Source organism: Symbiobacterium turbinis (genome assembly GCF_055383075.1).
The window spans coordinates 1,421,883-1,448,024 of sequence record NZ_AP042433.1 but is presented as its reverse complement, the minus strand read 5'-3'; the positions used below and the strand labels follow the sequence as shown (position 1 = coordinate 1,448,024).

The following is a 26,142-nucleotide window of genomic DNA, read 5'->3' as shown; positions in this document are numbered from 1 at the left end:
TTCCCTCTTACGCTGTTTCCCCTCTCTGTGTCTCTGTAGGCGACCGGCCCGCACGCCGTCCGGGGCGTGCGGGCCGGTCGCATTTCATGCGTCTTCCCCGCTGACGAGGCCGATGAAGTAGCTGGCCGCGGCGGCGAGCGCACAGGAAAACCCGAGGAAGAACCCCACGACCGCCGCGAAGGGTACGAGGTTCTTCAGCGACAGCCCGGCGAACAGGCAGAGGCCGGAGCCCAGCAGCCACGCTGCAGTGCGGTAACGCACATCCTATCCCCCCCGAAACCCATCGATATGCTCACGGAGGGTGGGGATGCACGGCTCTGGTCGCCATCCGTGCCGCGAGGGCGCTCCGGCGCAGGGGGATGGGCCACTGCCGCTCAGGGATCCCGCCGGTAGTCGTAGTCGGGCCACCGCACCAGCAGCAGCCGGCCGTCTTCCATCCAGGCCAGCGGCAGCCCCTCGCCGTGCGTGACCTCCCGTCCATCCGGCGATGTAAGGGTTACGGGGCCCCAGTCCGCCTGGCGGAAGCTCCAGCCGGTCGAGCTGGTCACCGTCTGCGGCCCGGAGCCGTAGGACCAGGGATCCCCGGGGAGGGTTTCCTCCGCAGGGCGCAGGTCCCCCGTCTCCAGGTCCAGCACGGCCCAGTACGACTGCGAGTCCGTGTAGGGCGCATCCTCCCACTGCCGCACATAGAGGCTCCGGACGTCGTCCCCCCAGCGCATGGGCACGCTGACGGGCACGCCGCCGCCCCGGTGCGGCACCCGGTAGTTGCCCACATGCCGGTAGAGCCGCTCGGTCTCCGTGGCCAGGTCGTACACCGCCACGGTCAGCGGGGCCAGCCAGGTCTCGGGATCCTCCGGGCCCTCCAGCATTCTCCCCGCCAGGTAGCGTCCGTCGGTGGAGAGGGGGCCGACGTAGGAAGCCTTGGCCGGGAGCACCCGGCGCACGCTGCGCGTCAGGTCCCACTCCTGCAGCTCCGTCCACCCGGCCACAATCAGCCGGTCGGGGAACTAGTAGTAGCCGGGGATGTACGGCGACTCCTGCAGGTCCGTCTTGATCGCCCGACCCACGGCGACGTCGACCAGCCACACGTTCCACTCGGAGGCGCTGGCGGGACGGAGGGCCTCCAGCACAACCCACCGGCCGTCCGGGGAGACGTCGGTCCGGGAGACCTACCCACCGATGCGACGTTCGTGGACGAGAACGACGTGCCCATCCGGGAGTTCGAGGCCGCGTGGGGCCAGCTGCTCGAGGTGGAGATCGACATCGCCGACGTGCAGACGCTCGACATCAAGGCCGACGGCGACCAGACCATCATGGGGAACCCCGAACTCGGAAAATAAGCGATGAGGGCGGCACCCCCTGCCAACGTGCGGGGGTGCCGCCTCTCATGAGAGGCGTAGCCGAAGGCGGTCCCGCGTCGTCCCAAAGGGCAGGGGGAGGGGGGTACTCGCGTGCGTGACCGCCGGATGCTTACGGTGTTCGCCCTGATGCTGGCCAGCTTTCTGACCGCCGTCGACGTCACCATCGTCGACACGGCCATGCCCCGGATCGTCGGCTCCCTGGGCGGCTTCGCCATGCTCACCTGGCTCGTCTCAGCCTACATGCTGACCTCCACCGCCACGATGCCGGTCTACGGCAAGCTGGCAGACATCATCGGCCGGAAGAAGACGTTCACCATCGGCGCGCTCATCTTCGTCACCGGCTCCGCCCTCTGCGGCGCGGCGCAGTCGATGCAGGCCCTGATCCTCTTCCGCGCCCTGCAGGGGCTCGGGGCCGGGGCGATGCAGCCCACCGTGCAGACGATTCTGGGAGACATCTTCAGCCCGGCGGAGCGGGCGAAGGTGCAGGGCTGGTTCTCGGCGGTCTGGGGATTCTCTGCCCTGGCCGGGCCGCTGGTGGGCGGGCTGATGGTCGACTTCCTCACCTGGCGCTATCTCTTCTATATAAATCTGCCCCTGGGCGCCCTGGCCCTCTTCATGGTCTGGCGCTATTTCGACGAGCGGGTCGAGCGGCGCAAGGCCCGGGTCGACTATCTGGGGGCGGTTACCCTGACCGGGGGCATGACCCTGCTCCTCCTGGTGCTGCTTACGGGCGGCAGCCAGCTTCCCTGGGGCTCGCCCCAGATCCTCGGCATGGCGGCCGGGGCCGCGGCGCTGCTCCTGCTCTTCCTCTGGACGCAGGGCCGGGCCCTGGATCCGATCCTGCCGCTGCGGCTCTTCCGCATCCCCATCATCGGCTGGGGCAACCTCTCCTCGCTCATGGTGGGCGGGGTGATGTACGGCACCTCGGTCTACCTCCCAATCTGGGCACAGGGGGTGCAGGGCTACTCCGCCACCCGCTCGGGGGCCTCGCTGCTCTGGCTCTCCATCGGCTGGCCCCTGGCGGCGGTGCTGGGCAGCCGGCTGATCGTGCGCATGGGGGTGCGTCCCTCGGCGCTCCTGGGGCTGGGGCTGAACGTGGCCGGTTCGGCCGGGCTGGTGGCCCTGGCGCGGACCATGGCCGAGATACCCGAGATCCTGCTCGCCGTCGTCACATTCGTGATTGGCGCCGGCATGGGCTTTTCCACGCTGGCCTTCATCCTGGGGATTCAGTCCTCGGTTGACTGGGCGCAGCGCGGGGTGGCCACCGCGTCGTTCCAGTTCATCCGCACGCTGGGGGGCATGATCTGGGTCTCGGCGATGGGCGGCGTGATGAACGTGGACCTGCTGGGCCGGCTGCAGCGGATTCCCGGCGTGGCCGCGCGGACGACCGCCGAGGCGGGGGCGTGGGCGAACCGGCTGCTGGACCCCGCGCAGCGGGCCGCCCTGGGGCCGGAGCTGCAGGCGGCGATGCAGGACGCCCTTGCGGCGGCCCTGCGCAACGTGCACCTGGTCATGCTGCTGGCCGCGCTGCTCAGCCTCGCCGCGGCGCTGCTCATCCCCAACCTGCGGTTTGCGCGGGAGGGGGCGCAGGAGAGTCCGGCAGACTAGGGCACATGTGCCTGTGGAACGGCTGGGTTCGCTAGACTTTTCACCTGCAGAGAATGATGAATTGTTTCCCTCCGAAATAGGGTGGCAAAGCCATGCGCAACGGCTCGTGAACAGGGTAACATAAGAACGGGTATGAACACGTTGCCCGGAGGTGTTGCAGGTGACAGCCACCATGGACAAGCCGCAGCTCGCGACCGTTCGCTGCCGTGGCACCTGGGAGCCGAAGGTCCGCACAGCCCTCAAGGTCCGCCGGTTTGAGCCCTTCTACTCGGACGAGCCCGTCTCGCTGGGCGGAGACGACACGGCGCCGAATCCGATGGAGTACATGATGGCCGCCCTGAACGGCTGCGTTTCCGTCATGATCGCCGTGATCGCGGCGGAGATGGATTTCAAGTACGAGGCCGTGGAGCTGCTCGCTGACGGCGTGCTCGACGTGCGCGGACTGAAGGGCGTGCCGGGGGTGCAGCCGCACTTCACCGAGGTGCGCCTGACGGTGAAGATCAAGACCGAAGAGCCCCGGGAGCGGCTGGATGAGCTGAAGGAGAAGGTGGAGGCCCGCTGCCCGGCCGCAGGCCTGATCAACGCGGCCAACGTGCCGTTCCACTCCACCTGGGAGTACCTGGCGTAGAGCAGGCAAGCCGAGCCCCCCGACCGCGCAGGCGGCCGGGGGGCCTTGCGCGCGCAGGCAGGCGGATGAGCCCGCATGGCGAATGATATCGTGGTGAAGGGGGGGCGAGGGCAGTGCAGGACGACAACGCACCGAAGACGCCCCCGCCGCGGAAGTTCTCGGCGGGGTGGCTGGACGAGATCATCACGGAGGCCATGCGCCGCGGCGAGTTCGACGACCTGCCGGGCAAGGGCAAGCCGCTGGACCTGGAGAAAGACGAGCCCGACCCGTACGCGAAGGAGGGCTCGTGGCTGGTCAACAAGATCCTGCGGGAGAACAAGGTGGCGCCGCTCTGGATCGAGCTGGAGAAGTCCATCCGCGAGGACCGGGAGTGGCTGGCGACCCACCCGAAGGATCACCCGGAGCGGCAGGTGCGCATCCAGGAGCTGAACGAGAAGATCATGCTCTACAACCTGAACAAGCCGCGGGGAATCGTCGACAAGCTGCGCTACCGCGAGTGACGCCCCGCCTCCGGCCCGGAGGCGCGCAAAGACCCGGGGACGCGTGTCCCCGGGTCTTCTTGATCAGGGCTCGCCCTGGTGGGCGGGATCGGCGCCGCCTTCCAGCGCCCGCCTGAGTTCGGGCAGGTTGCGCAGAGTCTCCAGCCCCTCGCCGGTGACGGCGGAGACCGGATAGTACGGCGGCCTGACCCCGATGCTCTGCAGCAGGCGCCCGGCCCTGTCCAGGTCGGCCTTGGGCAGGTCGACCTTGGTGATGATGCCCCGCACCACCTGGTCCCGGCGCCGCATCTGCATCAGGGATTCCCGCAGGACGCCCGGGATCCGGGCGGTGGCGTCCTGGAGCACCCAGATCGCCTCCGCTTCGGGGGCGGCGCTGACCAGCGCGTGATAATACAGGGGGCGCTGGCAGAACTCGCCCGGGAAGTCGATGGCGAAGGGGCCGTACTCGATCGCCTGGGTCTTCTTGTAGACCAGCGGCTTCCCCATGATCGCCTGCAGCAGCGTGGTCTTGCCGTATCCCGTTCCTCCAACGACGATGATCGCCCGCTTGCGCATCTATCAGGACGCCTTGGCCTCTTCCTCGGCGCCGTTGCCGGCCAGCCTCGACGCAATGGGCATGGCCAGCAGGAGGGCGGTGATGCCGGCGACCAGCTTGCCGACGATCATCGGGAAGATCATCTCGGGTTCCACGCCGGCGGTGAAGCCGAGGTGGTCGCCGAACGTGAAGGCGGCGCTGACGGCGAAGGCGGAGTTCAGGATCTTACCCCGGTTGTCCATGTCCTTCATCATGTTGAACATGGGGATGTTGTTGGCCAGGGTGGCCACCATGCCGGCCGCCGCGACCTCACCCATGCCCATGGCCTTGCCCAGGGCGCCCAGCGGCTTGGCGAAGACCTTGGTGATGAACTTGACCATGGGGAACGCGCCCGCCAGGACGATGGCGATGGAGCCGACGATCTCAACGCCTTCCCAGATCGGGGTCATGCCCGGGATGACGACGATGCCGGTCAGGGTCTCCCAGATGATGGCGGCCAGGGCGATGGTGATCATGATGACGACGCCCTTGCCGAAGACCTGGAACCCGTTGATCATCTTCTCGGGGATGCGCCAGAGGCCCAGGGCGATCAGACCAGCCACGATGGCGACCGGGATCATGTTCCGCACGAGGAAGCCGATGGACCAGCCGGCCACGAGGCCGCCGGCGATACAGCCGATGGGGATGGTGACGAAGCCGGCCAGCATGCCGGTGGCCAGGAAGCGCCGGTCCTCAGGCTGGATGATGCCCAGGGCGACGGGAATCGTAAACACGATGGCCGGCCCCATCATGGCGCCCAGGATCAGGCCGGCGTAGAGCCCGGCCTCACGGGTGAGGGCCAGCTCCATGGCCAGGGGGTAGCCGCCCATGTCGTTGGCCAGCAGGGTGGTGGCGAACATGGCAGGGTCGGCGCCCAGGGCCTGGTAGACCGGTACGACCACCGGGCGGAGGATGTCTGCCAGCACCGGGGCGATGGAGACCACGCCGAGCATGGCCAGCGCCAGCGGGCCCATGGCGTTGATACCCTCTTCGAACTCCTCGCCCAGACCGAACTTGTTGCCGATGATCCGGTCGATGGCCCCGAGGACCATGAAGATCATCATAATCCAGATGATTACAGTGTTAATTACACTCATGGTCAGTCCCCCTTCCCATTACAGCCTCTGATCCGCGATCTGTTCGGTTCCGGGTTGCGGGAGGATCATTTCGACCTCTTCATGGGGCCGCGGGATCACATGGACGGAGACGAGTTCGCCGATGCGCTGCGCGGCTGCCGCACCGGCATCGGTGGCGGCCTTCACCGCGCCGACGTCGCCCCGGACCATGACGGTCACCAGACCGCCGCCGACGAGCACCTTGCCGATCAGGCGGACGTTGGCCGCCTTCACCATGGCGTCGGCCGCCTCGATGGAGCCGACCAGACCCTTGGTTTCAATCATGCCGAGCGCTTCCACGGTTCAGTCACCTCCTTACCTCTGTTCGCCCAGCTCTGCGAGCACCGCCCGGATGACCTGCTCCCGCTGTTCGGGAGTGAGCTGCGGGGCCAGCTCCTCCACGAGCCCGCGCACCTGGTCGCAGAGGCCGTCACAGACCTGTTCAGAGGTCTGGCCGCAGACCGTGGCCTCAGCCGAACCGCCCGCTGCGGCGGACGAAGGCGGGCCATGCGCGATGCGGAAGTCAAGAGCCATGATGAGATCCCGGGCGCCGGGCGTGATGATGGCGTCCGGCGGGATCTCCAGGCAGTGCACGCCCTGGTAGTGGAGCGAAAGGATCTCCTGCGGCGTCACGAGCCGTCGCTTCATAGCGGAATCCCTCCCTCCGGCTCGTCAGAGGAGTGTCTTGATCAAGTCGGGGTGAATGCCCGGAATCACGACCTTGTCCACCAGGCCGCCGGGCGGAATGGTGTTGAGCCCGGCGTCGATGGCCGACTGGACCGAGCTGACCTCGCCTGCCACCACGAAGAAGCCCTTGCCGCCGTACCCGACGCCGGGGCGGATCTCCAGCAGGGAGACCCGGCTGGCCTTCACCGCCGCGTCGGCTGCCACGATGGCCGCCGCCACGGTGAAAGTTTCCACCGCGCCGATGGCCCGCATCTCCTCCACGTCGTAGACCCCCGTGAGGTGGAAGGCGGGGAGGACCGACGGGTGTACGTTGGGCAGCAGCAGCTGGTCGGCCAGGAGGTCGCCGGCCTCCGCGAGCCCGGCCTGCATCGAGGCGCGCACGGCGCCGACGTCGCCGCCGACGATGGTGATGTGCTTGCCGGGGCAGATCGTCCGGCTGACCAGAAGCTCCACTGCAGCGGCCTTGACCATGGCGTCGGCGGCACGCACCCCGGTGGGGAGGCTCAGGGTCTCGATCATGCCGATGGCGAGGGCCACCTTACTCACCTCCCGGCTTTCGTGCGCAGGCGATGCGGATCGCCTGGGCTGTGATCTCGACGACGGTTCCGTCGACACTGGCGTGAACCGGGGCGCCCAGCTTGCCCTCGGGCACCCGGCCGACGACCTGGCCGGCGGCGACCCGGTCGCCCACGGCGACCACCGGCTCAGCCGGCGCACCGATGTGCTGTGAAAGCGGAATGTGGACTTCGGAAAGGGAAAGTGCGGTCTCGACCAGGGGCGCCTTGCGGTCGTACTCCGCGATACCGAGGCGCTGCTTCACCCGCAGGGATGCGACCTTGCGCCCCTCCTGCATCGGGTGCACGTCCCGCTCGGGAGTGGCGCCCTTCTGGTACCGGATGCCCTGGGCCGACAGCTCCCGCTTGATGCGGATGACCGCGTGGCGGGGCATGAGCAGCTCGGGGCAGGCGAAGGCCTCGCAGAGGCCGCACTCGCAGCAGAGGTAGGCGCCCAGCAGCACCTCAGGGGGCTGCTGGCCGTAGTTGGAGTGCAACATGGCCTTGTGCGGCATGATGTGGTGGCCGAGCAGGTAGCGGGGGCAGAGTTCCGTGCAGAAATTGCACTGGATGCAGGCCAGGGTCTGCTTGATGTCGACCGCTTCCGGGTGCATCAGCCGCTCGACCCACCGCAGGTCGGCCGGGAGCACGATCACGCCGCCCGTCCGCTTGGTCACAACCTCACCGGGCTCGGCCAGGTGGCCCATGAGCACGCCGCCCACCATGATCACGTAGTCATCCACGGTGGGGCCGCCCGCCAGCTCCACCAGCGAGGCGACCGGGACGCCCACGGGAACCACGACGGAGACCGGGTTCTTCACCGCGCCGCCGACCGTCAGGTACTTGGTGGTGACCGGCTGCCCGTGATCGACGGCCCGGGCCACGTTGATCAGCGTCTCCACGTTGGAGACGACCACGCCGACATCCAGCGGAATTCCCCCGGCGGGGACGACGCGGCCGGTCACCTGCTGCACGATGACCTGCTCGTCGCCGGCCGGGTAGAAGTCGTCGAGGAAGAAGAGTTCAATCCCGGCCCCGGCCGCCGGCTCGGCGAGCGCCGCGCGGGCCTGGGCGTACTTGCCCTTCAGGGCGATGACCACGTGCCGGGCTCCGGTGGCCTCCCGGGCCAGCTCGAGCCCGCGGACCAGTTCGGCGGCGTACCCTTCCATCAGGGCCTGGTCGGAGTAGAGGAGGGGCTCGCACTCGGCGCCGTTGCAGATGAGCCACTCGGCGCGGCCCTTCAGCTTCACGTGCGTCGGGAAGCCGGCCCCGCCGGCGCCGACGACGCCCGCTTCCTCCACCCGCTGCAGGATGGTCGCTGCGTTCATTCAGCGGGCCCCCCTCCGCTTGCTCCCCCGGCCCCGGACGGGCGGACGGTCTTCTCCCACTCCACGGTGTCGACGATGGCGACGACCACGGCGTCGATGGGAGTGTCGTCACGGTCCGCCGCCTTGCGGGCCGAGCTGCCGCTGACCACCAGGACGGTCTCCCCGATGCCGGCGCCGACCCGATCGCCCACCACGATGGTGGAGCCGTTGGGCGACCCGTCCACGTCGATGGGCTGCACGATCAGCAGCTTCAGGCCGGTCAGGGCCTCCTCCTTGCGGGTGGCCCAGATGTTGCCGATGACCTTAGCCAAGCGCATGTGCGTCCCCCCCGTCGGGCCCTATGAGCGCCACGCCGTGGCTCTTGCACAGATCCCGCGCCAGCGGCGTGACGATGGCCCCGCGGGCGATCACGACCTGCCGGACGCCGTTCTGAACGGCCGCCTCCACGTCGCCGGCCGTGACCAGCTTCAGCGGCGTCCCGGTTTCTCCGGCCGCCGCGGCAGCCGCGGGGGTGACCGGGGCCGCCGAAGTCGCCGAGGCAACCGGGGTCGCCGGGGTGGCCGGGGCCGGCCCGCAGGCCTGGCCCAGGCAGACCCGGGCCATCTCCGCGACGGGAACCGTCTGCACGCCGAAGGTGCGGAGCTTGTCAATGTGTCCTTCGAGCAGCGCACGATAGGGCGCGTTGCTGGTGCTGGGGACGGCGGAGTCGGTGCAGACGACCACAGGCCGGTTCATCAGCAGGGCTGCGGCGAGCAGGTTGGTGGCCGGGGTGTCGCGGATGCCCAGGGCCCACTTGGCCGCCGTGTTCTGCGTGAGGACAGGCACCGCGACGACATCGGCCCAGTGAACGGCGCCGTAGATCTCAGCTTCGGTCGGTTCGTCCAGCACCTGGCCCGCTTCGGCCAGCCGGTCCATGCGGGTGGAGCCCAGCAGGGTCCGGGCCGACGGCGTGCAGAGAATCCTGACCTGCGCGCCGGCCGCGGACAGGTCGCCCGCCACCGCCACCGCCTCGTCCAGGTGCTGATCGCCGCCGGTGTAGAGCAGCAAGGCTTTCGGGCCCCGGGGCTCGGCCGGCGCCGGCGCCTGCTCCCGGCCCTGCCGAAGCTGCTTCAGGACTTCACGTGTGATCTGCCGGATCAGTTCCTCGTCTGTCATCGATGCTCACCTGCCTCTGAGGCCGCCATGGCAATGCCCAGCGGAGTGACCAGGAGCGGCTCCGCCGGCTTGACCACGGTGCGGCGCAGCTCCTTTTCCAGGACCTGCTCGAATCCGGTCAGCTTCGCCGTGCCGCCCACCACGCAGACCGTCTCCACGTCGTAGGGCGCAATGTGCCGCTCGATGATGGTGCTGACCTTCTGGATGACAGGCGTGACCAGCCGCAGGATCTCCCGGTGCCGGGCTGCGTCCTTCTTCATCTCCTCCGCTTCCTCGAAGGAGATCTGGTGGGCGCCGGCCACGACCAGGCTGAAGTGGGTGCCGCCTGTAGGTTCGTCGGCGGTATGCACCACCTGCCCGTTCTGAAGGACGGAAATGCCGGTGGTCCCGCCACCCACGTCGACCACCGCGCCGTTGGTGAGGCCGAGGACGCGGTTGGCCGCGTCGACCTCGTCCACCATGGCGATGATCTCGAACCCGGCCCCCTCAGCCACGTACTGATGGGTCTGGACGTCGCGGCTGCCGGTGCCCGGCGGGTAGGCGGCCGCCCCGTAGAGCAGCTCCCGCCCCAGCCGTTCCTCGAGCTGGGCCTTCAGCGTGCGGACGATGCTGACGGCGGAGACGAAGTCCACAACCAGCCCGTCCCGCACCACCTGTGCGAAGGTGTAGGCCGCGTCCACCGGGTTGCCCCGGCCGTCCACCACCGTGAGCACCACGTACGCGGTGCCCAGGTCGATGCCGGTGTAGAGCGGGCCGGCGGGGGGGTTCGCCCGTTCTGCCATCCGGCGGGTCAGGGCCCCCACCAATCGGTTCGCCCGTTCCAGTGAATTCGTGTTCATGGTCATGCCTTAATCAACACCACCGTGTCACCCGTCCGCAGGCCGGCGGCATTGGCCTCGTCGGTGTCAATGTGGAACTCCAGCTGGTAGTTGGGGCTCACCCGCACCAGCACGTCGCCAAAGATCGTGCGCCGGGGCCCGTCCGTCGCGGCCACCCACACGGTTTCGCCGTCGGACACACCGAAGCGTTTGGCGTCCTCCGGCCGCATGTGGATGTGCCGCTTCGCGAGGATCACGCCCGAATCGATCGTTACGGCGCCGGCCGGTCCGATCAGGGTGAGGGAGACGCTGCCCTCGTGCCGGCCCGACTCCCGCACCGGCGGGCGGACGCCCAGCGCAATCGCGTCGGTGGCGGAGATCTCCACCTGGGTGGCCCCGCGCGCGGGACCGAGCACCCGCACAGCGGACAGGCTACCCCTGGGGCCTGCGAGCAGCACGCGCTCACGGCAGGCAAACTGTCCGGGCTGGCTCAGCGGTCGGTCCGGGGTCAACTCGGCGCCAGGGCCGAAGAGGACCTCCACGTGTTCCGGCGACAGGTGCACATGCCGGGCAGACACCCCGACCGGGATGCGGCCGGCACGGACGCCTGTCTCACCGCCCACCACCGGCGGTTCCCCCTTTCCCTGAAAGATACTGCATCATGAGAATCCAGATGGCGCTGGAGAGGCGGTTCAGGGCCTGGATGATATCCAGCCGCTCAGGCAGCTCGCCCTCCCGCCAGAAGGCCTGTACGGCCGCCAGTTCGGTCTCGCGCACCTGCGTCCGGACCAGGTTGAGCCAGAGCATCATCTCGCCGTGGCTCACGGCGGGCGGGGTGTGCGGCACGCCGAAGTACTTCTGGGGGTGGTGGGAGCGCTCCCTGAGCTGGGCGTCGTCCAGCCCGAAGAGCTGGATGGGCGGCAGCGGTTCGTCCATGACCTCGGCGCGGACCATCTTGCGGACGAAGTCGAGCACTTCGCCCAGGTTCCGGTCCAGCTCGGCCAGCCCTTCCTTGTGCGCGTGGTTCTGCGCCAGCAGGATGTACGCCTCGAGGCTGTCAAGCTTGCCCCGCAGCCGGATGCGCGGGTGGCTCTTGGGCACCAGCAGCTTGCCGCGCAGGTGCGTCATCTCCTCCGGCTTCGCCTGCGGGCCGGCGGCCTGCGGCGCCTCAGCCGGCGCTGCCGCAGCCTGAGCCGCATCGGGCGCAGGGGCGCCCGCCGGCGGGGAGGTGGAGGGGCCGGCCGGCTCTCCGAAGATCAGCTTGATGCGGCGCTCCTGCAGGAACTGCCGCGCGGCGGGGGTGATCAGCGTGCCCGGGGGCACGGTGATGGAGTCGAACTCCCCCCGCTCGCGGAGCATCTGCCGCAGCTCGAGTTCAGTCAGTGCAGCCACTGGCTTCACCTCTCATCCTCGCATGGGTGCGAGGACCGCATTAGCCCTTCTGGGGCAGGATCATCTCGACGTCGCCATGCGGCCGCGGGATCACGTGGACCGAGATCAGCTCGCCGATCCGCTGGGCCGCCGCCGCGCCGGCGTCGGTGGCTGCCTTGACGGCGCCGACGTCGCCCCGCACCATGACGGTGACCAGGCCGCCGCCGACCAGGACCTTGCCGATCAGCGTCACGTTGGCAGCCTTCACCATCGCGTCCGCAGCCTCAATGGCACCCACGAGACCCCTGGTTTCGATCATGCCGAGGGCGAGAACTCCTGTCATGTGGCTTCCTCCTCAGTTATCGTGCATTGAGATGGGCCAGCACCGCGCGCACGATGCGCTCGATGTCCTCGACCTGCGCCTGATCGGAGCCGCCATCCGGTTCACGGATGCCGTACGCCAGGCGCTTGATGTTGATGAGGTTCAGCGGTCCGACGTTGTCCGACGTGGCGCTGCCACCCCACGTGCCGGAGCCGAGGGTAAGCGCCGGCGGCAGCCCGGTGGTGACGCCCACCGCACCGTGGGTGGAGGGGGTGTTCACCAGGATGCGGAACACCGGCTTCTCCATGGCGAACGCCATGATGACTTCCTCGTCCTGCGAGTGGATGGCCAGGCTGTGCCCGAGGCCGCCGAACTCGACGATCTCGATGCAGCGCTCGCAGGCGGCCCGCCAGCCGGGGGCGGTGTAGAAGGCGAGGATGGGGCAGAGCTTCTCGCGGGAAAGCGGATACTCCGGTCCCACGCCCTCCAGCGGCGCCACCAGGACCTTGGTGTCGGACGGGACCTGAATGCCCGCCATCTCGGCGACGCTGATGGCAGGTTGCCCGACGACGGCCGGGTTGACGGCCCCGTTCGGGCGGACGGCCACGGCCGACAGGCGGCGAATCTCCTCCGGCGAGAGGAAGTAGCCGCCCTGGCGCCGCAGTTCGCTGGCCACCTGGTCTGCGATGGGCTCGTCGGCGATGATGGCTTCTTCCGCCGCGCAGATCAGGCCGTTGTCGAAAGTCTTGCCCGCCATGATGTACGAGATCGCCCTGGGCACATCGGCCGTGCGCTCCACGAAGACCGGCACGTTGCCCGGGCCGACGCCCAGCGCCGGCGTTCCCGACTGGTAAGCTGCCTTCACCATGCCGGAGCCGCCGGTCGCCAGGATGAGCGAGACCTTCGGGTGGCGCATGAGCTCGTTCGTGGCGGACAGGTGCACCGTCTCCAGGCACTGGATGATGCCCTCGGGAGCCCCGGCCGCCACGGCGGCCTCGGCGACCACGCGGGCGGCTTCGCTGGTGCACTGGATGGCGCGCGGGTGCGGGCTCATGACGAGCGCGTTGCGGGACTTGACCGCGATGATCGCCTTGTACATCGCCGTGGAGGTGGGGTTGGTCGTCGGAATCAGCCCGGCGATGACCCCCACCGGCGCGGCGATCTCGACGACCTTGCGCGCCTCGTCGCGGTTGATGATGCCGACCGTCTTCATGTCGGCGATGTACCGGTGCAGATCGCGGGTGGCCAGCAGGTTCTTGATGACCTTATGCTCGACCACGCCCATGCCCGTCTCGCGCACGGCCATCTCGGCGAGCCGCACCGCGGCCTCTTCGCCGGCCCTGGCCATCGCTGCGACGATCTTGTCGACCTGCTCCTGCGTGTAATGCTTCATCTGCTGCTGGGCCTCGTAGGCCCGCTCCACGGCTTCGCGCATCTGCTGTATGGCCAGCAGATCCCTGTCCAGCTTCACGCTAGTCACCGTCCTTCGGTGCAAGAGCCTCACGTATGGCGTTCAGGATCTGATCCTTCGTACCGTCGCGGATCTGGGCGCGGCTCAGGCTGATCGACGGGAGCGCCCGCGCCACCCGCCGCAGGTTCGCCACCGAGAGCCCGGAAAGGCTGGTCGCCTCCGCCACCGCGGGCATGTCGGGGAGCAGCCGGCGGAGTTCCGCCAGGTACCAGTCGTCATCGACCGGGTCGGGGGAGCTGCTCTCCGCCTCCTCCCCGGGCTCGGTGCTGGGTTCCGGTTCCTGCTTCGGTCCGGGCTGCGGGTCGGGATCGGGGTCAGGCTCACGCCCCGGATCAGGCTTCCGCCCGAAGCCCTCCATGTCGGCCACCTCTTCGTGCGGCCGCGGAATCACGTGGCACGAGATGACCTGGCCGACGCGGGAGGCTGCCGCAACCCCGGCGTCCACCGCGGCCTTCACGGCCCCGACGTCGCCCAGGACCTGAACGGTCACGAGGCCGCCCTTCACCAGGGTGCAGGAGTGGAGCCGGACGTTGGCCGCCTTCACCATGGCGTCCGCCGCCTCCACGGCCGCGACCATGCCGCGGGTTTCGATCAATCCTAGTGCGTCGATAGACATGTGTCAGTCCTCCCTTTGGTGAGCCCTCAGGGATTGCCTAGTAGCGCCTGGGGTAACGGGCGACCTCCATCACGGCAGCCGCAAAGGCGTCGCACGCCGCCTTACACGCCGACTGGGTGCCGGTCAGCATGGCGCCGCCGAAGTTGGTCTCGCTGGGCGGGCCGAAGAAGTTGACCATCTCGACCTCGGCCGCCTTCAGGGCCGCATCCACGGCGTACATCGACTCGATGGGCGGCGCGATCAGGTAGGCGAGCGGCGAGCCGACCGGAATGTTGCACTCCTGGGAGAGGTAGGTGCCGGTGCGGCTGATGGTGTAGGCGTAGAACGCAATGCCGCCCTCCTCGTCGGCGGTGTAGAAGCAGCAGTCCTCGCTGTTCGCCAGGTCGATGGCGGCCTGAATGCCGGCCTTCACCTCCGCGGGATCGGGCCCGGCCAGCATGCCGATGAACTCGCCCGAGAGGGGACCCGAGGCGTGTGCCGCGCCGGCGTAGAAGGACCGGGCGTAGACGACCTCGACGTCCGCCTTCTTGGTCGCCTCGTCGATCACGGTATAGCCCACATCATCGATGTCCATCGTGATCATGCCCAGCGAACGATGATGCGGCTTCAGGTTGAGCTTTTCATGCATATCCCCGTGTACGTTGGGAATCAGCTTGATGGCCAGCACCTTGGCGCGCACAGGAGCAATGCCGTACATGATCCAACCTCCCTTCTCCTACTTGGCGGACAGCTTGGTTCCGCTGGCCTGGTTGTCGAAGATGCGCTTGGCGAACGCCGCCGCGCTGGCGCCGGCCTCGGCCGCCGGCGTGCCGCCGTCGTGGATGTTGGAGATGACCGACCGGTCGGACTCCACGGTGCTGTGGCGCGGCCGCCAGCACATGTAGCAGGACATGGACTTGGCGGTGACCAGGCCCGGGCGCTCGCCGATCAGCTCGACCACCACGTCGGGCTCCAGGATCTCGCCGATGTCGTTCATGATGGCCACTCGGCCGTACTTGACGAAGACGGGGGTGCCCACCGACAGGCCGAAGTTCTTCAGCCCCTGGGTCAGGGCGGCCAGGAAGTCGGCCGCGTTGGCCTCGATGGCGCTGGAGCTGAGGCCGTCGGCGATGACGATCTGCACCTGCGGCCGGTGCACGGCTTCCTTGCGCAGCCGTTCGGCGCTCTCCTGGTTGAGCCGCTTGCCCTTGTCAGGCAGGGCCAGGAAGTCCTCCTTGGAGGTGGCGGTGGACTGCAGCGGCAGCCAGCCCATCTTCTCGATGAGTTCGGGGCTGACCTCGCCCATGACGGCGTCCTCCGCGGCGGCGTGGTCCGCCCGGAAGCGCAGGTAGGGGAGGGTGCGGTACCGGGGGCCGGCGCGGCCGATGCCGATCCGGGCGGGGGTGGAGGCCTTCAGCCGCTTCAGCGCCTCGGGGTCGCACGGGTTCTCCAGGAAGGTGCGCTCCCGCAGGTCATACTCGCCGATGTCGCTGAGGAAGTCGTCCTCAGACTCGCCAGCAGTCTCAGCCATGGCTGCCCTGACGGCGGCCGGAACGCAGCCGGCGCCGCCCGGTGCGGAGGCGGCAGGGGAGCTGGTTTTCTCCGCAAGCTGGGCAAGTACGGCTTCTACGACCTTCTGAACCAGTTCGTCCCTGGCCATTACGACTTCCCTCCCATCGAGCCGTTGCAGAGGAAGATGGTCGGATCGCCGGCCTTCGCGGTCAGGCGCCCGTTCTCCAGCAGGCCCATCTTCACACACCAGCGCTCAAACTCAGGGGTCGGCCGCCGGTTCAGGAGTTCACGCAGCGTGGCGTCGTCGTGGTACGAGGTGTCCTGGTAGGCCAGCATGCAGTCGTCGTTCTGCGGGACGCCCATGTAGTAGGTGGCGCCGGCCAGGGCCAGCAGCATGACGGCGCTCTCCTGGTCGTTCTGGTCCGCGCGCACGTGGTTGGTGTAGCACGGCGCCATGCCCATCGGCAGACCCAGGAGCTTGCCCATGAAGTGGTCCTCCAGGCTGCCCCGGATGATCTGCTTGCCGTCGAAGTGGGTCTCGGGGCCGATGAAGCCCGTGACGTTGTTGACCATGAAGGGGCTGTACCGCCGCCCGAAGGCGTAGGTGCGGGCCTCCAGGGTCTGCATGTCGACGCCGTGGTGGACGCCGAGGGAGAGCTCGGAGCCCTGCCCGGTCTCGAAGTACATCAGGTTCGGGCCCGGGGCGCCGCCCATCTTCCTGATCATGTCCAGGGCCTCATCCAGGAGGGCCGCTGTGATGCCGAACTCCTCGTTGCACTTCTGGGTGCCGGCGATGGACTGGAAGAGCATGTCGGCCACGCCGCCCTGCTCGATCGCCGCCATCTGCGTGGTGATGTGCGACAGCACCACGGTCTGGGTGGGCACCCCGTAGCGGTGCTTGATCTCCTGGATGGCGTTCATGATGCGGATGGTGTTCTCCACCGAGTCGTCGTTGGGGTTGATGCCGATGCAGGCGTCGCCCGACGTGTAGGAGAGCCCCTCCAGCGTGGACGCGGTGATGCCCTCGATCGAGTCGGCGGGGTGGTTGGCCTGAATCCGGAAGGAGAGGGTGCCCGGCAGGCCCAGGGTGGTCTCACAATGCGTGATGACGTGGATCTTGCTGGCGGCGTAGACCAGGTCCATGTTGGACATGAGCTTGGCGACCGCCGAGGCCATCTCGCCGGTGAGCGCACGGCTGACGCGGCGGATCATGTCGCCGGTGGTCTCGTGGCTCAGGATCCACTCCCGGAACTCGCCGACGGTCCAGTTCTTGATCTCGCTGAAGATCTGCTCGTTGATCTGCTCCTCCTGGACGCGGCTCACCTCGTCGATCTCAGGGGGGATCACGGGGTTGGCCCGGATTTCACCCAGGGTCACCTCCGCCAGGACGCGCTTGGCCGCGACACGCTCGGCGCTGGAGTTCGCGGCGATGCCGGCCAGGACGTCCCCGGACTTCTCCTCGCCGGCCTTGGCGAGAACGTCCACCAGGTCGCGGAATTCGTAGGTTACGCCGCGGAGCCGTGTCTTGAGTTTCATCAGTGGCTGCCTCCTCTCAAGTCACGCGGCCGGGTAGAGCGGCCCGGAAAGGGAGGCGCGCGCCTCCCTTCCGGGCGATGGACTCAGGACTTCTTGGGCAGGATGTGCTCCACGTCGCCGTGCGGGCGCGGGATCACGTGGACCGAGATCAGCTCGCCGATCCGCTGAGCGGCAGCGGCGCCGGCGTCGGTGGCCGCCTTCACGGCGCCCACGTCGCCGCGGACCATGACGGTGACAAGTCCGCCGCCCACCAGCACCTTGCCGATCAGGGTCACGTTGGCGGCCTTCACCATGGCGTCGGCGGCCTCAACGGCAGCGACCAGGCCTCGGGTCTCGATCATGCCCAGGGCGATCATTGCACTCATGCTCGTCCCTCCTTGTGCTCGTTACTGCTGGTGCCCGCAGCGGTCATCCTAGTACCGCTTGGGGTACCGGGCGACCTCCATAACCGTGGCGGCGAAGGCGTCGCAGGCGGCCTTGCAGGCCGACTGGGTGCCCGTGAGCTGGGCGCCGCCGAAGTTGGTCTCGCTGGGCGGGCCGAACAGCGTGGTGAGCTCGACCTCAGCAGCCTTCACAGCGGCATCCACCGCGTACATCGACTCGATCGGCGGCGCGATCAGGTACGCCAGCGGCGAGCCCACCGGGATGTTGTTCTCCTTGGAGAGGTAGGTGCCGGTGCGGCTGATGGTGTAGGCGAAGAAGGCGATCTGGCCCTCTTCGTCGGCCGCGTAGAAGGTGCACTCGCCGCTCTCGATCAGCTCGATGGCGGCATTGAGGCCGGCCTTGACCTCTGCCGGATCGGGCCCGGCCAGCATACCGATGAACTCACCGGACAGCGGGCCGGACGCGTGGGCGGCGCCGGCGTAGAAGGAGCGGGCATAGACCACCTCAACATCGGCCTTCTTGGTGGCCTCGTCGACGGCGGTGTAGCCGACGTCGTCGATGTCGCAGGTGATCATTCCCAGCGAGCGATGGTGCGGCTGCAGGTTCAGCTGCTTCTTCATCCCTTCGTGGAGGTTGGGGATGAGCTTGACGGCCAGGACCTTAGCCTGGATGGGCTTGAACCCGTACACGAAGGAACCTCCCCTCGGCTAGGCGTTGGCCAGTTTGGTGCCGCTGGCCTGGTTGTCGAAGATCCGCTTGGCGAACGCGGCCACCGCTGCGCCGGCCTCCGTGGCGGGCGTGCCGCCGTCGTGGATGTTGGAGATCAGCGAACGGTCGGACTCGATGGTGCCGTGGCGCGGCCGCCAGCACATGTAGGCCGACATCGACTTGGCCGTCACCAGGCCCGGCCGCTCGCCCACCGCCTCGATGACGACGTCCGGCTGCAGGATCTCGCCGATGTCGTCCATCACCGCGACGCGGCCGTACTTCACGAAGAACGGGGTGCCGACGCTGAGGCCGACGTTCTTCAGGCCCTGCATCAGCGCGGGCAGGAAGTCGCGGAGGTTGGCCTCGATGGCGGTGGAGGAGAGACCGTCGACCACGACGATCTGCACCTGGGGCTTCATCTGGCAGCGCTCCCGGATGATGGCCTTCGCCTCCTCGGAGAGCCGGCGGCCCAGGTCCGGACGGGTCAGGTACTCTTCCTTGTCCCGCACCTGCGTCTGCACGGTGAACAGCCCCATCTCCTCCAGGAGCTTCTCGTCCACCTCCAGCATGACCGCGTCGCGGGCGGCGGCGTGGTCAGCGCGGAAGCGGAGCCAGGGCTCGGTCAGGTACCGGGGGCCGGCCCGCCAGATGCCGAGGCGGGTGGGGGTGTGCTTCTTGACCCGCATGAGCCCCTCGGGGTCCGCAGCGTTGGGAACGTAGCAGGTCTCGCGGATGTTGATCTCGGCCAGGTCGGGCAGCCCGTCACCCTGAGAGACGGCGGCAGACTGCGCGGGGACGTTGGCCTCCGTGCTCTGGCCCAGCCGCGAGATCACCTCAGCGACGATCTTCCGGAGTTCAGCTTCCGTGTAGGCCATTCGTGTCTCCCTCCTTACTTGCCCAGGAAGATGGACAGGTCACCAGCGCGCTCCGCCAGCCGGCCATCGGCATCCAGGAAGCCCATCTCCTGTGCCCAGGCGTGGAACTCGGGCGCCGGCTTCTTGCCGAGGGTCTGGCGCAGGGTCGCACCGTCGTGGTACGCGCCGCACTGGTAGTTCAGCATCGGGTCGTCGCCCATCGGCACGCCGATGAGGTAGTTGACGCCGGCGGCGGTCAGCAGAACGGCCAGGTTCTCGATGTCGTTCTGGTCCGCCTTCATGTGGTTGGTGTAGCAGACGTCGCAGCCCATGGAGATGCCGGTCAGGCTGCCCATGAAGACGTCCTCCAGGCCGGCGCGGATGACCTGCTTGGAATCGTAGAGGTACTCGGGGCCGATGAAGCCGACGACGGTGTTCACCATCAGCGGCTGGTAGCGCTTGGCCAGGCCGTAGCACCGGGCCTCCAGCGTCACCTGGTCCGCGCCGTGGTGGGCGTCCGCCGAGAGCTCGGAGCCCTGGCCGGTCTCGAAGTACATCAGGTTCGGGCCCTTGGCCGAGCCGTACTTCTTGACCAGCTCGAGCGCCTCGTCCAGCATCTCGACCGAGACGCCGAAGGACTCCATGGCCTTCTGCGAGCCGGCGATGGACTGGAAGACCACGCCCACCGGAGCGCCTTCGCGGATGGCCTGCATCTGGGTCGACACGTGGGCCAGCACACACTGCTGGGTGGGGACGTTCCACTTCTCGATGAACTCGTAGACGGCCCACAGCAGCCGGGAGACCGACTCCGCGTCATCGTTCACCGGGTTGATGCCGATCAGGGCGTCGCCGATGCCGTAGGTGAGGCCTTCCATGATCTGGGGCATGATGCCGTCGATGGAGTCGGTGGGATCGTTGGGCTGCAGCCGCATCGCCAGCGTGCCGGGCAGGCCGATGGTGGTGTTGCACTGCACGACGTTCTGCGTCTTGCTGGCGCCGTAGATCAGGTCCATGTTGGAGCAGAGCTTGGCCACGGCCGCGATCATCTCGGACGTCAGACCCCGGCTGATGCGCTGGATCTCAGCGGCGTCGGCCTTGTCCGAGAGGACGTACTCGCGGAGGTCGGCGACCGTCCAGCCCTTGATCTGCCGGTACACGTGCTCGTTGACGGAGTCCTGGATGACCCGGGTAACCTCATCCTCTTCGTAGGGAATGACCGGGTTGTTGCGCAGGTCCTCAAGCGTCAGGTTTGCGAGGACGTGTTTCGCGGCAATGCGTTCCGCGTCGGACTCGGCCGCGATGCCGGCAAGCACGTCGCCGGAGCGCAGCTCGTTGGCCTTGGCGAGCACCTCCTTCACAGACCCGAACTGGTAGACCTGTCCGCGCAAGGTAGTCTTCAGGATCATCCCTTTCCCTCCTTAACCAAGTGGTTCAGTTGTGGAACACCAAGCTCTTGACGACCACGGGGACGACAATGCCCCCGTACATCGGAGCACCGATGTCGATGTAGTCTCCGGTCTGGCTGCGGATCTGGTCGATGCAGATGACCGGATAGTCAGGCGGAAGGAACGTGGCGAGGCTGTGCCCGAGCACGCTGCCGATGTTCTCTTCCAGGACGACGATGATGGGCAGGCGGCGCTCCACCAGCGGGCGCATCCCTTCAGCCAATCCGGCTGCGAGATTGCGGACCTGCTCGAACCGCGGATGGTGCAGCCCGGGGAAGGTGACGGCAACCGGCTGATCGAGCCCTTCCTTGCCATGGGCGAACCAGGAGAGCCCCTCGCGCACGGATGCGGCGATGTCGGCCGCCGGCGCCAGCGGGTCGAAGTTTGGCGGCTTGACCATGGGCACGTTCTGGAGGGGGAGGAGGCCGTCCGCGTGCAGGAAGATGGTGGAGCCGCTGAGCTCCAGCACCTCCATGCCGGCGCCGATGACGGTGGCGTAGACCGTCTCCGGCGGCTCGCGCAGGCGGAAGGCCCGGCAGGTGGGCCCGAGCCTGAGGGCGTCGGCCAGCATGGGGCCGATGTCCCCGTAGCGGATGACCTGCTGCAGCGACCGGCGCTCGGCGGCCGCGTAGAGTTCCCGGCCCGTGCCGCCCGAGAAGGTCACCACATCGGCCCGGATGGGGGCCGAGGGCGGCGACCCGATCGCCAGGGCCCTGGCCATCTCGGATTCCGCCTTGCCCTCGATCAGCTCGTGCAGCGCATCCGCCATGCCGGTGCAGAGCGTCCAGAGCGTCTCGGGGTTGGCGGGCTGGCCCACCTCGATGTTCAGCCCCAGGATCCCGGCCGCCCGGCGGGCGGGGGGTGAGATCCCGGCGATGCGGGCGGTGCCTGGATCGATTCGGACCAGGCGGCCGCCGACGTGGGCGCAGACGGTGGCCTCGATCTCGCCGGCGACGAAGAGCGCGCCGTTGGTCGTGCCGCCGCCGACGTCCAGGTTCAGGACCCGCAGATTCTCCTTTTTGGAAAGCAGGGCGGCGCCGCTGCCCCGGCCGGCGAGGATGGCCTCGAGCTGAGGCCCCGCCGTGGCCACCACGAACCGGCCGGCATCCTCGGAAAGCTGCTCCACGACGGCCCGGGCGTTCTCCCGCTGAGCGGATTCGCCGGTGATGATCACCGCGCCGGAGTCGATGTTTCCCCAGGTCAGATTCGCCTGCCGGAGCTGCTCCCTGACCCAGGTGAAAATGGCGTCGCTGTCAAGGCGGGTCTCGTCCAGAAGCGGCGTGAAGATGACGGGGCTGCGGTAGAGCACCTCGCGGTCGACGATCTCCACCGATGCCATGGCGTGGACGCCGCCCAGGCGGGCCGTGGTCAGCCGGCTGATGATCAGACACGTGGACGTGGTGCCGATGTCGATTCCGATGCTGGTCAGGGTATCGCGCAGTGATTCCTCGCAGTAAGGTCTGGGCATTCGAGGCAATCCCCCCAGTTCCGAAAAGACACAAAAGGCCCACTGCCCTCACGTGCAGGTGAGGGCGTGGGCCCCGTTGCCCCGTTGCGGACGCCGTTGTCCGCACAATATTCGGTTTGGAAAATTATAATTCAGGCACGAAGCGACCGATCCATCAGCACCATCTCGGCCACCTCGCCGAGCGTCTTGCGGCTGTTCATGCTCAGCCGCCGCAGGTGCCGGTAGGCATCGGCCTCGCTGAGCTGATACTCCTCCATGAGGCTGGCCTTGGCCCGCTCCACCAGCTGGCGGTCGGCCAGCCGTCGCTGGGCGGTATCCACCTGCTTCTGCAGGGCGGCCATCTGCTTGCGCTGCCGAAGGACCGCGAGCGCAGTCAGGCCGAGCTGGTCCGGGTCAACGGGTTTCAGCAGACAGGCGGCAGCCCCGCCCAGGGCCATCGTGCGGAGGAGGGGAAGACCGTCAGGTTCGGAGAGCAGGATCAGAGACGTGTGGGCAGACGACAGCAACTCGTCGGCGACCCTGCACCCGCCCGGACCCCGGAGCTGGATGTCCAGAACCAGCATGTCGGGGGTGAGCGACCGGGTCAGGTTCAGCGCCGTGGTGCCGTCATCGGTGTCTGCCAGAGGTGGGATGTTGGCCCGTTTCAGTGCGACGATGACCTGATCCCGTTCCTGCCGGTCCTCTACGGCTACGAGTACACGGACCGACTGCATGAACGCTCCTCCAGTGCAGCAGAGAGTGGGCTACGACCGTGTGATCATGCTCGGGGTGAACTTCAGGACCTCTCCCAATGTCTCGTTGACTGCCCGCAAGCCGGCTTCCACACTGGCGACGTCACCGTATATCACGACTGCACCGCTGAAACGATCGAGGAACGCGATCCCCACGGGCGCAGCCTTGGTGGCCACATCGCCGGCGATGATCGCTCCTTCTCCCGGGGTGATCGTCAGGATACCGATGGCGCCTGCCTGATCGATGCCGAGCCGCTCGCACAACTCCGCCGTGGGATGCGCAATGAGGTGGGCCAGCGTTACTTGTTTTCCGGGAACGTACTCCTGGATGATGCGCTGTCTTTCTTCCACGGGCCGCACACCTCCCGGGACGGTTCAGTGGCGAGTGGCGAGCACAGGCGGTAACAACGAAATTCGATGCGCGAGAATATCTTCCTTCCAGAGAGCAGTAGACTAAAGGCTGATTTTCGTGTATTCTGCAACCTGGGTCCGAATCGGCGCCTGGTGCGTGCTCGCGGAACTACCATAAATAAGAAGTGACCCGGGGACTACGTCCCCGGGTCATTGGTACTATGGTTCACCTGAAGCGGCGGGATCGGACTCGCCGCCCAGCGCCTGCCTGAGCTCAGGCAGGTTGCGGAGGACCTCCAGCCCCTCGCCGGTGACGGCGGAGACCGGATAGTACGGCGGCCTGACCCCGATGCTCTGCAGCAGGCGCCCGGCCCTGTCCAGGTCGGCCTTGGGCAGGTCCACCTTGGTGATGATGCCCCGCACCACCTGGTCCCGGCGCCGCATCTGCATCAGGGATTCCCGCAGGACGCCCGGGATCCGGGCGGTGGCGTCCTGGAGCACCCAGATCGCCTCCGCTTCGGGGGCGGCGCTGACCAGCGCGTTGTAAAACATGGGGCGCTGGCAGAACTCGCCCGGGAAGTCGATGGCGAAGGGGCCGTACTCGATCGCCTGGGTCTTCTTGTAGGCGATCGGCTTGCCCATGACTGCCTGCAGCAAGGTGGTCTTGCCGTAGCCCACGCCTCCGAGGACGATGACCGAGCGCTTGCGCATCGCCTACGCAGCCGACGCGTCGATCTTGTCGTCGCCGCCGGCCACCCGGGAAGCGATGGGCATGGCCAGCAGGAGGGCGGTGATGCCGGCGACCAGCTTGCCGACGATCATCGGGAAGATCATCTCGGGTTCCACGCCGGCGGTGAAGCCGAGGTGGTCGCCGAACGTGAAGGCGGCGCTGACGGCGAAGGCGGAGTTCAGGATCTTACCCCGGTTGTCCATGTCCTTCATCATGTTGAACATGGGGATGTTGTTGGCCAGGGTGGCCACCATGCCGGCCGCCGCGACCTCACCCATGCCCATGGCCTTGCCCAGGGCGCCCAGCGGCTTGGCGAAGACCTTGGTGATGAACTTGACCATGGGGAACGCGCCCGCCAGGACGATGGCGATGGAGCCGACGATCTCAACGCCTTCCCAGATCGGGGTCATGCCCGGGATGATGACGATGCCGGTCAGGGTCTCCCAGATGATGGCGGCCAGCGCGACGGTGATCAGGATCACGACGCCCTTGCCGAAGATCTGGAAGCCGTTGATCATCTTCTCGGGGATCAGCCAGAGGCCGATGGCGATCAGGCCGGCCACGAGGGCGACCGGGATCATGTTGACCACGAGGAAGCCGATGGGCCAGCCGGCCACGAGGCCGCCGGCGATACAGCCGATGGGGATGGTGACGAAGCCGGCCAGCATGCCGGTCGCGAGGAATCGGCGGTCAGAAGGCTGGATGATGCCCAGAGCGACCGGGATCGTAAACACGATGGCGGGGCCCATCATGGCGCCCAGGATCAGGCCGGCGTAGAGCCCGGCCTCACGGGTGAGGGCCAGCTCCATGGCCAGGGGGTAGCCGCCCATGTCGTTGGCCAGCAGGGTGGTGGCGAACATGGCGGGGTCGGCGCCCAGGGCCTGGTAGAGCGGCACGACCACTGGCCGGAGGACGTCGGCCAGCACCGGGGCGATGGAGACCACGCCGAGCATCGCCAGGGCGAGCGGGCCCATGGCGTTGATACCCTCTTCGAACTCCTCACCCAGACCGAACTTGTTGCCGATGATCCGGTCGATGGCCCCGAGGACCATGAAGATCATCATGATCCAGATAATTACAGTGTTAATGGCACTCATTTTGTGCTACGTCCCCTTTCCCATTACAGCCGCTGATCTGTTTTCTGCCCGCCTTCGGGCTGCGGCAGAATCAGTTCGACATCCTCGTGGGGCCGCGGGATCACGTGGACCGAAATGAGCTCACCGATGCGCTGCGCGGCGGCCGCACCGGCGTCGGTAGCGGCCTTCACCGCGCCGACGTCGCCGCGGACCATGACGGTGACCAGCCCGCCGCCGACGTGGACCTTGCCGATCAGGCGGACGTTGGCCGCCTTCACCATGGCGTCGGCCGCCTCCACGGAACCAACCAGACCCTTGGTTTCAATCATGCCGAGCGCTTCCATGATTCATTGCACCTCCCTACTGCTGCTTGCTGAGCTGATTGCGCACTGCGCAGATGACCTGCTCCCGCTGCTCGGGAGTGAGCTGTGGGGCCAGCTCCTCCACGAGGCGCCGCAGCTGGTCCTCGACCCGGTCGCAGGCGCCGGCGTCCGCCGAAGCGGCCGCCGGATCGCCTGCAGGGGCGCAGGACGCGGAGCCCCGCTGGATGCGGAAATCAAGAGCCATGATGAGATCCCGGGCCCCGGGCGTGATGATGGCGTCAGGCGGGATCTCCAGGCAGTGCACACCTTGATAATGAAGCGAAAGGATCTCCTGTCGTGTCACGAGCCGACGCGTCATGAGATGAGTCCCTCCCTCCGGCTCGTCAGAGGAGCGTCTTGATCAGGTCGGGGTGCAGGCTCGGAATCACGACCTTGTCCACCAGCGCGCCGGGCGGAAGCGTGTTGAGCCCGGCGTCGATGGCCGACTGGACCGAGCTGACCTCGCCTGCCACCACGAAGTAGCCCTTGCCGCCGTACCCGACGCCGGGGCGGATCTCCAGCAGGGAGACCCGGCTGGCCTTCACCGCCGCGTCGGCCGCCACGATCGCGGATGCGACCGTGAAGGTCTCCACCGCGCCGACGGCCCGCATCTCTTCCAGGTCGTGGACGCCGGTGAGGTGGAAGGCGGGGAGGACCGACGGGTGTACGTTGGGCAGGAGCAGCTTGTCGGCCAGGAGGTCTCCTGCTTCAGCCTGACCCGCCTGCAGCGAGGCGCGCACGGCGCCGACGTCGCCGCCGACGATGGTGATGTACTTGCCCGGGCAGATCGTCCGGCTGACCAGCAGCTCCACCGCAGCGGCCTTGACCATGGCGTCAGCGGCGCGCACCCCGGTGGGAAGGCTGAGGGTCTCGAGCATGCCAATGGCGATGGCCACGT

Annotated in this window: 35 protein-coding genes and 1 pseudogene; 4 read left to right on the top strand and 32 right to left on the bottom strand. The window is 67.8% G+C overall.

Annotated elements, in window-relative coordinates; genetic code table 11:
* Positions 1 to 84: 84 nt before the first annotated feature.
* From ACZ45O_RS07105 to ACZ45O_RS07095, 3 genes are all read right to left on the bottom strand, one after another.
* On the bottom strand, positions 85 to 261 hold the full coding sequence (locus ACZ45O_RS07105) for a hypothetical protein (protein WP_464856930.1): 177 nt from the start codon (positions 259 to 261) through the stop codon (positions 85 to 87).
* Between the two features lie 113 nt (positions 262 to 374).
* Entirely contained in the window at positions 375 to 989 is a 615-nt protein-coding gene (locus tag ACZ45O_RS07100) for a hypothetical protein (RefSeq protein ID WP_464856928.1), read from the bottom strand.
* An 18-nt stretch (positions 990 to 1,007) separates the two neighbouring features.
* Positions 1,008 to 1,130: a hypothetical protein gene (locus ACZ45O_RS07095; protein WP_464856926.1), complete on the bottom strand. Its 123-nt coding sequence runs from the start codon at positions 1,128 to 1,130 to the stop codon at positions 1,008 to 1,010.
* 60 nt (positions 1,131 to 1,190) lie between these two features.
* Here ACZ45O_RS07095 and ACZ45O_RS07090 point away from each other — a divergent pair, with 60 nt between their 5' ends.
* From ACZ45O_RS07090 to ACZ45O_RS07075, 4 genes are all read left to right on the top strand, one after another.
* A complete protein-coding gene (locus tag ACZ45O_RS07090) occupies positions 1,191 to 1,340 on the top strand; it encodes a hypothetical protein (protein ID WP_464856924.1) in 150 nt (49 codons plus the stop codon).
* 111 nt (positions 1,341 to 1,451) lie between these two features.
* A complete protein-coding gene (locus ACZ45O_RS07085) occupies positions 1,452 to 2,969 on the top strand; it encodes an MDR family MFS transporter (protein WP_464856922.1) in 1,518 nt (505 codons plus the stop codon).
* A 160-nt stretch (positions 2,970 to 3,129) separates the two neighbouring features.
* Positions 3,130 to 3,597 carry an OsmC family protein gene (locus ACZ45O_RS07080; protein WP_464856920.1) on the top strand — a complete coding sequence of 156 codons (468 nt, stop codon included), beginning with the start codon at positions 3,130 to 3,132 and terminating at the stop codon, positions 3,595 to 3,597.
* Between the two features lie 113 nt (positions 3,598 to 3,710).
* Entirely contained in the window at positions 3,711 to 4,097 is a 387-nt protein-coding gene (locus ACZ45O_RS07075) for a DnaJ family domain-containing protein (protein ID WP_464856918.1), read from the top strand.
* 63 nt (positions 4,098 to 4,160) lie between these two features.
* Here the strand turns inward: ACZ45O_RS07075 and ACZ45O_RS07070 are convergent, their stop codons facing one another.
* From ACZ45O_RS07070 to ACZ45O_RS06930, 29 genes and pseudogenes are all read right to left on the bottom strand, one after another.
* Complete coding sequence (locus ACZ45O_RS07070; RefSeq protein WP_464856916.1) at positions 4,161 to 4,652, bottom strand: EutP/PduV family microcompartment system protein; 492 nt, start codon at positions 4,650 to 4,652, stop codon at positions 4,161 to 4,163.
* 3 nt (positions 4,653 to 4,655) lie between these two features.
* Positions 4,656 to 5,768, bottom strand: coding sequence for an ethanolamine utilization protein EutH (eutH, locus tag ACZ45O_RS07065; protein ID WP_464856914.1), 1,113 nt, complete (start codon positions 5,766 to 5,768; stop codon positions 4,656 to 4,658).
* An 18-nt stretch (positions 5,769 to 5,786) separates the two neighbouring features.
* Positions 5,787 to 6,086, bottom strand: a complete 300-nt coding sequence (eutM, locus tag ACZ45O_RS07060; protein ID WP_464856912.1) for an ethanolamine utilization microcompartment protein EutM — start codon at positions 6,084 to 6,086, stop codon at positions 5,787 to 5,789.
* A 15-nt stretch (positions 6,087 to 6,101) separates the two neighbouring features.
* Complete coding sequence (locus ACZ45O_RS07055; RefSeq protein WP_464856910.1) at positions 6,102 to 6,434, bottom strand: cupin domain-containing protein; 333 nt, start codon at positions 6,432 to 6,434, stop codon at positions 6,102 to 6,104.
* A gap of 24 nt (positions 6,435 to 6,458) precedes the next feature.
* Positions 6,459 to 7,010: a BMC domain-containing protein gene (locus tag ACZ45O_RS07050; RefSeq protein ID WP_464856908.1), complete on the bottom strand. Its 552-nt coding sequence runs from the start codon at positions 7,008 to 7,010 to the stop codon at positions 6,459 to 6,461.
* Between the two features lies 1 nt (position 7,011).
* Complete coding sequence (locus tag ACZ45O_RS07045; RefSeq protein WP_464856906.1) at positions 7,012 to 8,355, bottom strand: 4Fe-4S dicluster domain-containing protein; 1,344 nt, start codon at positions 8,353 to 8,355, stop codon at positions 7,012 to 7,014.
* The gene (locus ACZ45O_RS07040) at positions 8,352 to 8,672 is read right to left on the bottom strand and encodes a EutN/CcmL family microcompartment protein (RefSeq protein WP_464856904.1); all 321 of its coding nucleotides are present in this window, start codon (positions 8,670 to 8,672) and stop codon (positions 8,352 to 8,354) included. The genes ACZ45O_RS07045 and ACZ45O_RS07040 overlap by 4 nt, the downstream gene beginning before the upstream one ends.
* Positions 8,659 to 9,510 carry a flavoprotein gene (locus ACZ45O_RS07035; RefSeq protein WP_464856902.1) on the bottom strand — a complete coding sequence of 284 codons (852 nt, stop codon included), beginning with the start codon at positions 9,508 to 9,510 and terminating at the stop codon, positions 8,659 to 8,661. Before ACZ45O_RS07035 ends, ACZ45O_RS07040 begins: the two co-directional genes overlap by 14 nt.
* On the bottom strand, positions 9,507 to 10,349 hold the full coding sequence (eutJ, locus tag ACZ45O_RS07030) for an ethanolamine utilization protein EutJ (protein WP_464856900.1): 843 nt from the start codon (positions 10,347 to 10,349) through the stop codon (positions 9,507 to 9,509). Before eutJ ends, ACZ45O_RS07035 begins: the two co-directional genes overlap by 4 nt.
* A 2-nt stretch (positions 10,350 to 10,351) precedes the next feature.
* On the bottom strand, positions 10,352 to 10,951 hold the full coding sequence (gene pduL, locus ACZ45O_RS07025; RefSeq protein ID WP_464856898.1) for a phosphate propanoyltransferase: 600 nt from the start codon (positions 10,949 to 10,951) through the stop codon (positions 10,352 to 10,354).
* Positions 10,941 to 11,720: a hypothetical protein gene (locus ACZ45O_RS07020; protein ID WP_464856896.1), complete on the bottom strand. Its 780-nt coding sequence runs from the start codon at positions 11,718 to 11,720 to the stop codon at positions 10,941 to 10,943. Before ACZ45O_RS07020 ends, pduL begins: the two co-directional genes overlap by 11 nt.
* 40 nt (positions 11,721 to 11,760) lie before the next feature.
* Positions 11,761 to 12,042, bottom strand: a complete 282-nt coding sequence (gene eutM, locus ACZ45O_RS07015; RefSeq protein WP_464856894.1) for an ethanolamine utilization microcompartment protein EutM — start codon at positions 12,040 to 12,042, stop codon at positions 11,761 to 11,763.
* Positions 12,043 to 12,058: 16 nt separating this feature from the next.
* On the bottom strand, positions 12,059 to 13,492 hold the full coding sequence (locus ACZ45O_RS07010; protein WP_464856892.1) for an acetaldehyde dehydrogenase (acetylating): 1,434 nt from the start codon (positions 13,490 to 13,492) through the stop codon (positions 12,059 to 12,061).
* A 364-nt stretch (positions 13,493 to 13,856) separates the two neighbouring features.
* Positions 13,857 to 14,108, bottom strand: a pseudogene (locus ACZ45O_RS07005) (BMC domain-containing protein); the annotation flags it as partial.
* 37 nt (positions 14,109 to 14,145) lie between these two features.
* Complete coding sequence (gene eutL, locus ACZ45O_RS07000; protein ID WP_464856890.1) at positions 14,146 to 14,805, bottom strand: ethanolamine utilization microcompartment protein EutL; 660 nt, start codon at positions 14,803 to 14,805, stop codon at positions 14,146 to 14,148.
* Positions 14,806 to 14,823: 18 nt separating this feature from the next.
* A complete protein-coding gene (gene eutC, locus ACZ45O_RS06995) occupies positions 14,824 to 15,747 on the bottom strand; it encodes an ethanolamine ammonia-lyase subunit EutC (protein WP_464856889.1) in 924 nt (307 codons plus the stop codon).
* Complete coding sequence (locus ACZ45O_RS06990; RefSeq protein WP_464856888.1) at positions 15,747 to 17,135, bottom strand: ethanolamine ammonia-lyase subunit EutB; 1,389 nt, start codon at positions 17,133 to 17,135, stop codon at positions 15,747 to 15,749. Before ACZ45O_RS06990 ends, eutC (ACZ45O_RS06995) begins: the two co-directional genes overlap by 1 nt.
* A gap of 83 nt (positions 17,136 to 17,218) precedes the next feature.
* Positions 17,219 to 17,500, bottom strand: a complete 282-nt coding sequence (eutM, locus tag ACZ45O_RS06985) for an ethanolamine utilization microcompartment protein EutM (protein WP_464856886.1) — start codon at positions 17,498 to 17,500, stop codon at positions 17,219 to 17,221.
* A 48-nt stretch (positions 17,501 to 17,548) separates the two neighbouring features.
* Positions 17,549 to 18,208, bottom strand: coding sequence for an ethanolamine utilization microcompartment protein EutL (gene eutL, locus ACZ45O_RS06980; protein WP_464856884.1), 660 nt, complete (start codon positions 18,206 to 18,208; stop codon positions 17,549 to 17,551).
* An 18-nt stretch (positions 18,209 to 18,226) separates the two neighbouring features.
* Positions 18,227 to 19,102, bottom strand: coding sequence for an ethanolamine ammonia-lyase subunit EutC (eutC, locus tag ACZ45O_RS06975; protein ID WP_464856882.1), 876 nt, complete (start codon positions 19,100 to 19,102; stop codon positions 18,227 to 18,229).
* A gap of 14 nt (positions 19,103 to 19,116) precedes the next feature.
* Positions 19,117 to 20,487, bottom strand: a complete 1,371-nt coding sequence (locus tag ACZ45O_RS06970) for an ethanolamine ammonia-lyase subunit EutB (protein ID WP_464856880.1) — start codon at positions 20,485 to 20,487, stop codon at positions 19,117 to 19,119.
* Positions 20,488 to 20,512: 25 nt separating this feature from the next.
* Entirely contained in the window at positions 20,513 to 21,994 is a 1,482-nt protein-coding gene (locus ACZ45O_RS06965) for an ethanolamine ammonia-lyase reactivating factor EutA (RefSeq protein ID WP_464856879.1), read from the bottom strand.
* 131 nt (positions 21,995 to 22,125) lie between these two features.
* Positions 22,126 to 22,707, bottom strand: a complete 582-nt coding sequence (locus ACZ45O_RS06960; RefSeq protein ID WP_464856877.1) for an ANTAR domain-containing response regulator — start codon at positions 22,705 to 22,707, stop codon at positions 22,126 to 22,128.
* Between the two features lie 30 nt (positions 22,708 to 22,737).
* Entirely contained in the window at positions 22,738 to 23,076 is a 339-nt protein-coding gene (gene eutS / locus ACZ45O_RS06955; RefSeq protein WP_464856875.1) for an ethanolamine utilization microcompartment protein EutS, read from the bottom strand.
* A 219-nt stretch (positions 23,077 to 23,295) separates the two neighbouring features.
* Entirely contained in the window at positions 23,296 to 23,787 is a 492-nt protein-coding gene (locus tag ACZ45O_RS06950) for a EutP/PduV family microcompartment system protein (RefSeq protein ID WP_464856873.1), read from the bottom strand.
* A gap of 3 nt (positions 23,788 to 23,790) precedes the next feature.
* Positions 23,791 to 24,903, bottom strand: coding sequence for an ethanolamine utilization protein EutH (eutH, locus tag ACZ45O_RS06945; protein WP_464856871.1), 1,113 nt, complete (start codon positions 24,901 to 24,903; stop codon positions 23,791 to 23,793).
* A 23-nt stretch (positions 24,904 to 24,926) separates the two neighbouring features.
* The gene (gene eutM, locus ACZ45O_RS06940) at positions 24,927 to 25,226 is read right to left on the bottom strand and encodes an ethanolamine utilization microcompartment protein EutM (protein WP_464856869.1); all 300 of its coding nucleotides are present in this window, start codon (positions 25,224 to 25,226) and stop codon (positions 24,927 to 24,929) included.
* A gap of 16 nt (positions 25,227 to 25,242) precedes the next feature.
* Positions 25,243 to 25,563: a hypothetical protein gene (locus ACZ45O_RS06935; protein WP_464856867.1), complete on the bottom strand. Its 321-nt coding sequence runs from the start codon at positions 25,561 to 25,563 to the stop codon at positions 25,243 to 25,245.
* Positions 25,564 to 25,588: 25 nt separating this feature from the next.
* The gene (locus ACZ45O_RS06930) at positions 25,589 to 26,140 is read right to left on the bottom strand and encodes a BMC domain-containing protein (RefSeq protein ID WP_464856865.1); all 552 of its coding nucleotides are present in this window, start codon (positions 26,138 to 26,140) and stop codon (positions 25,589 to 25,591) included.
* Positions 26,141 to 26,142: the final 2 nt, after the last annotated feature.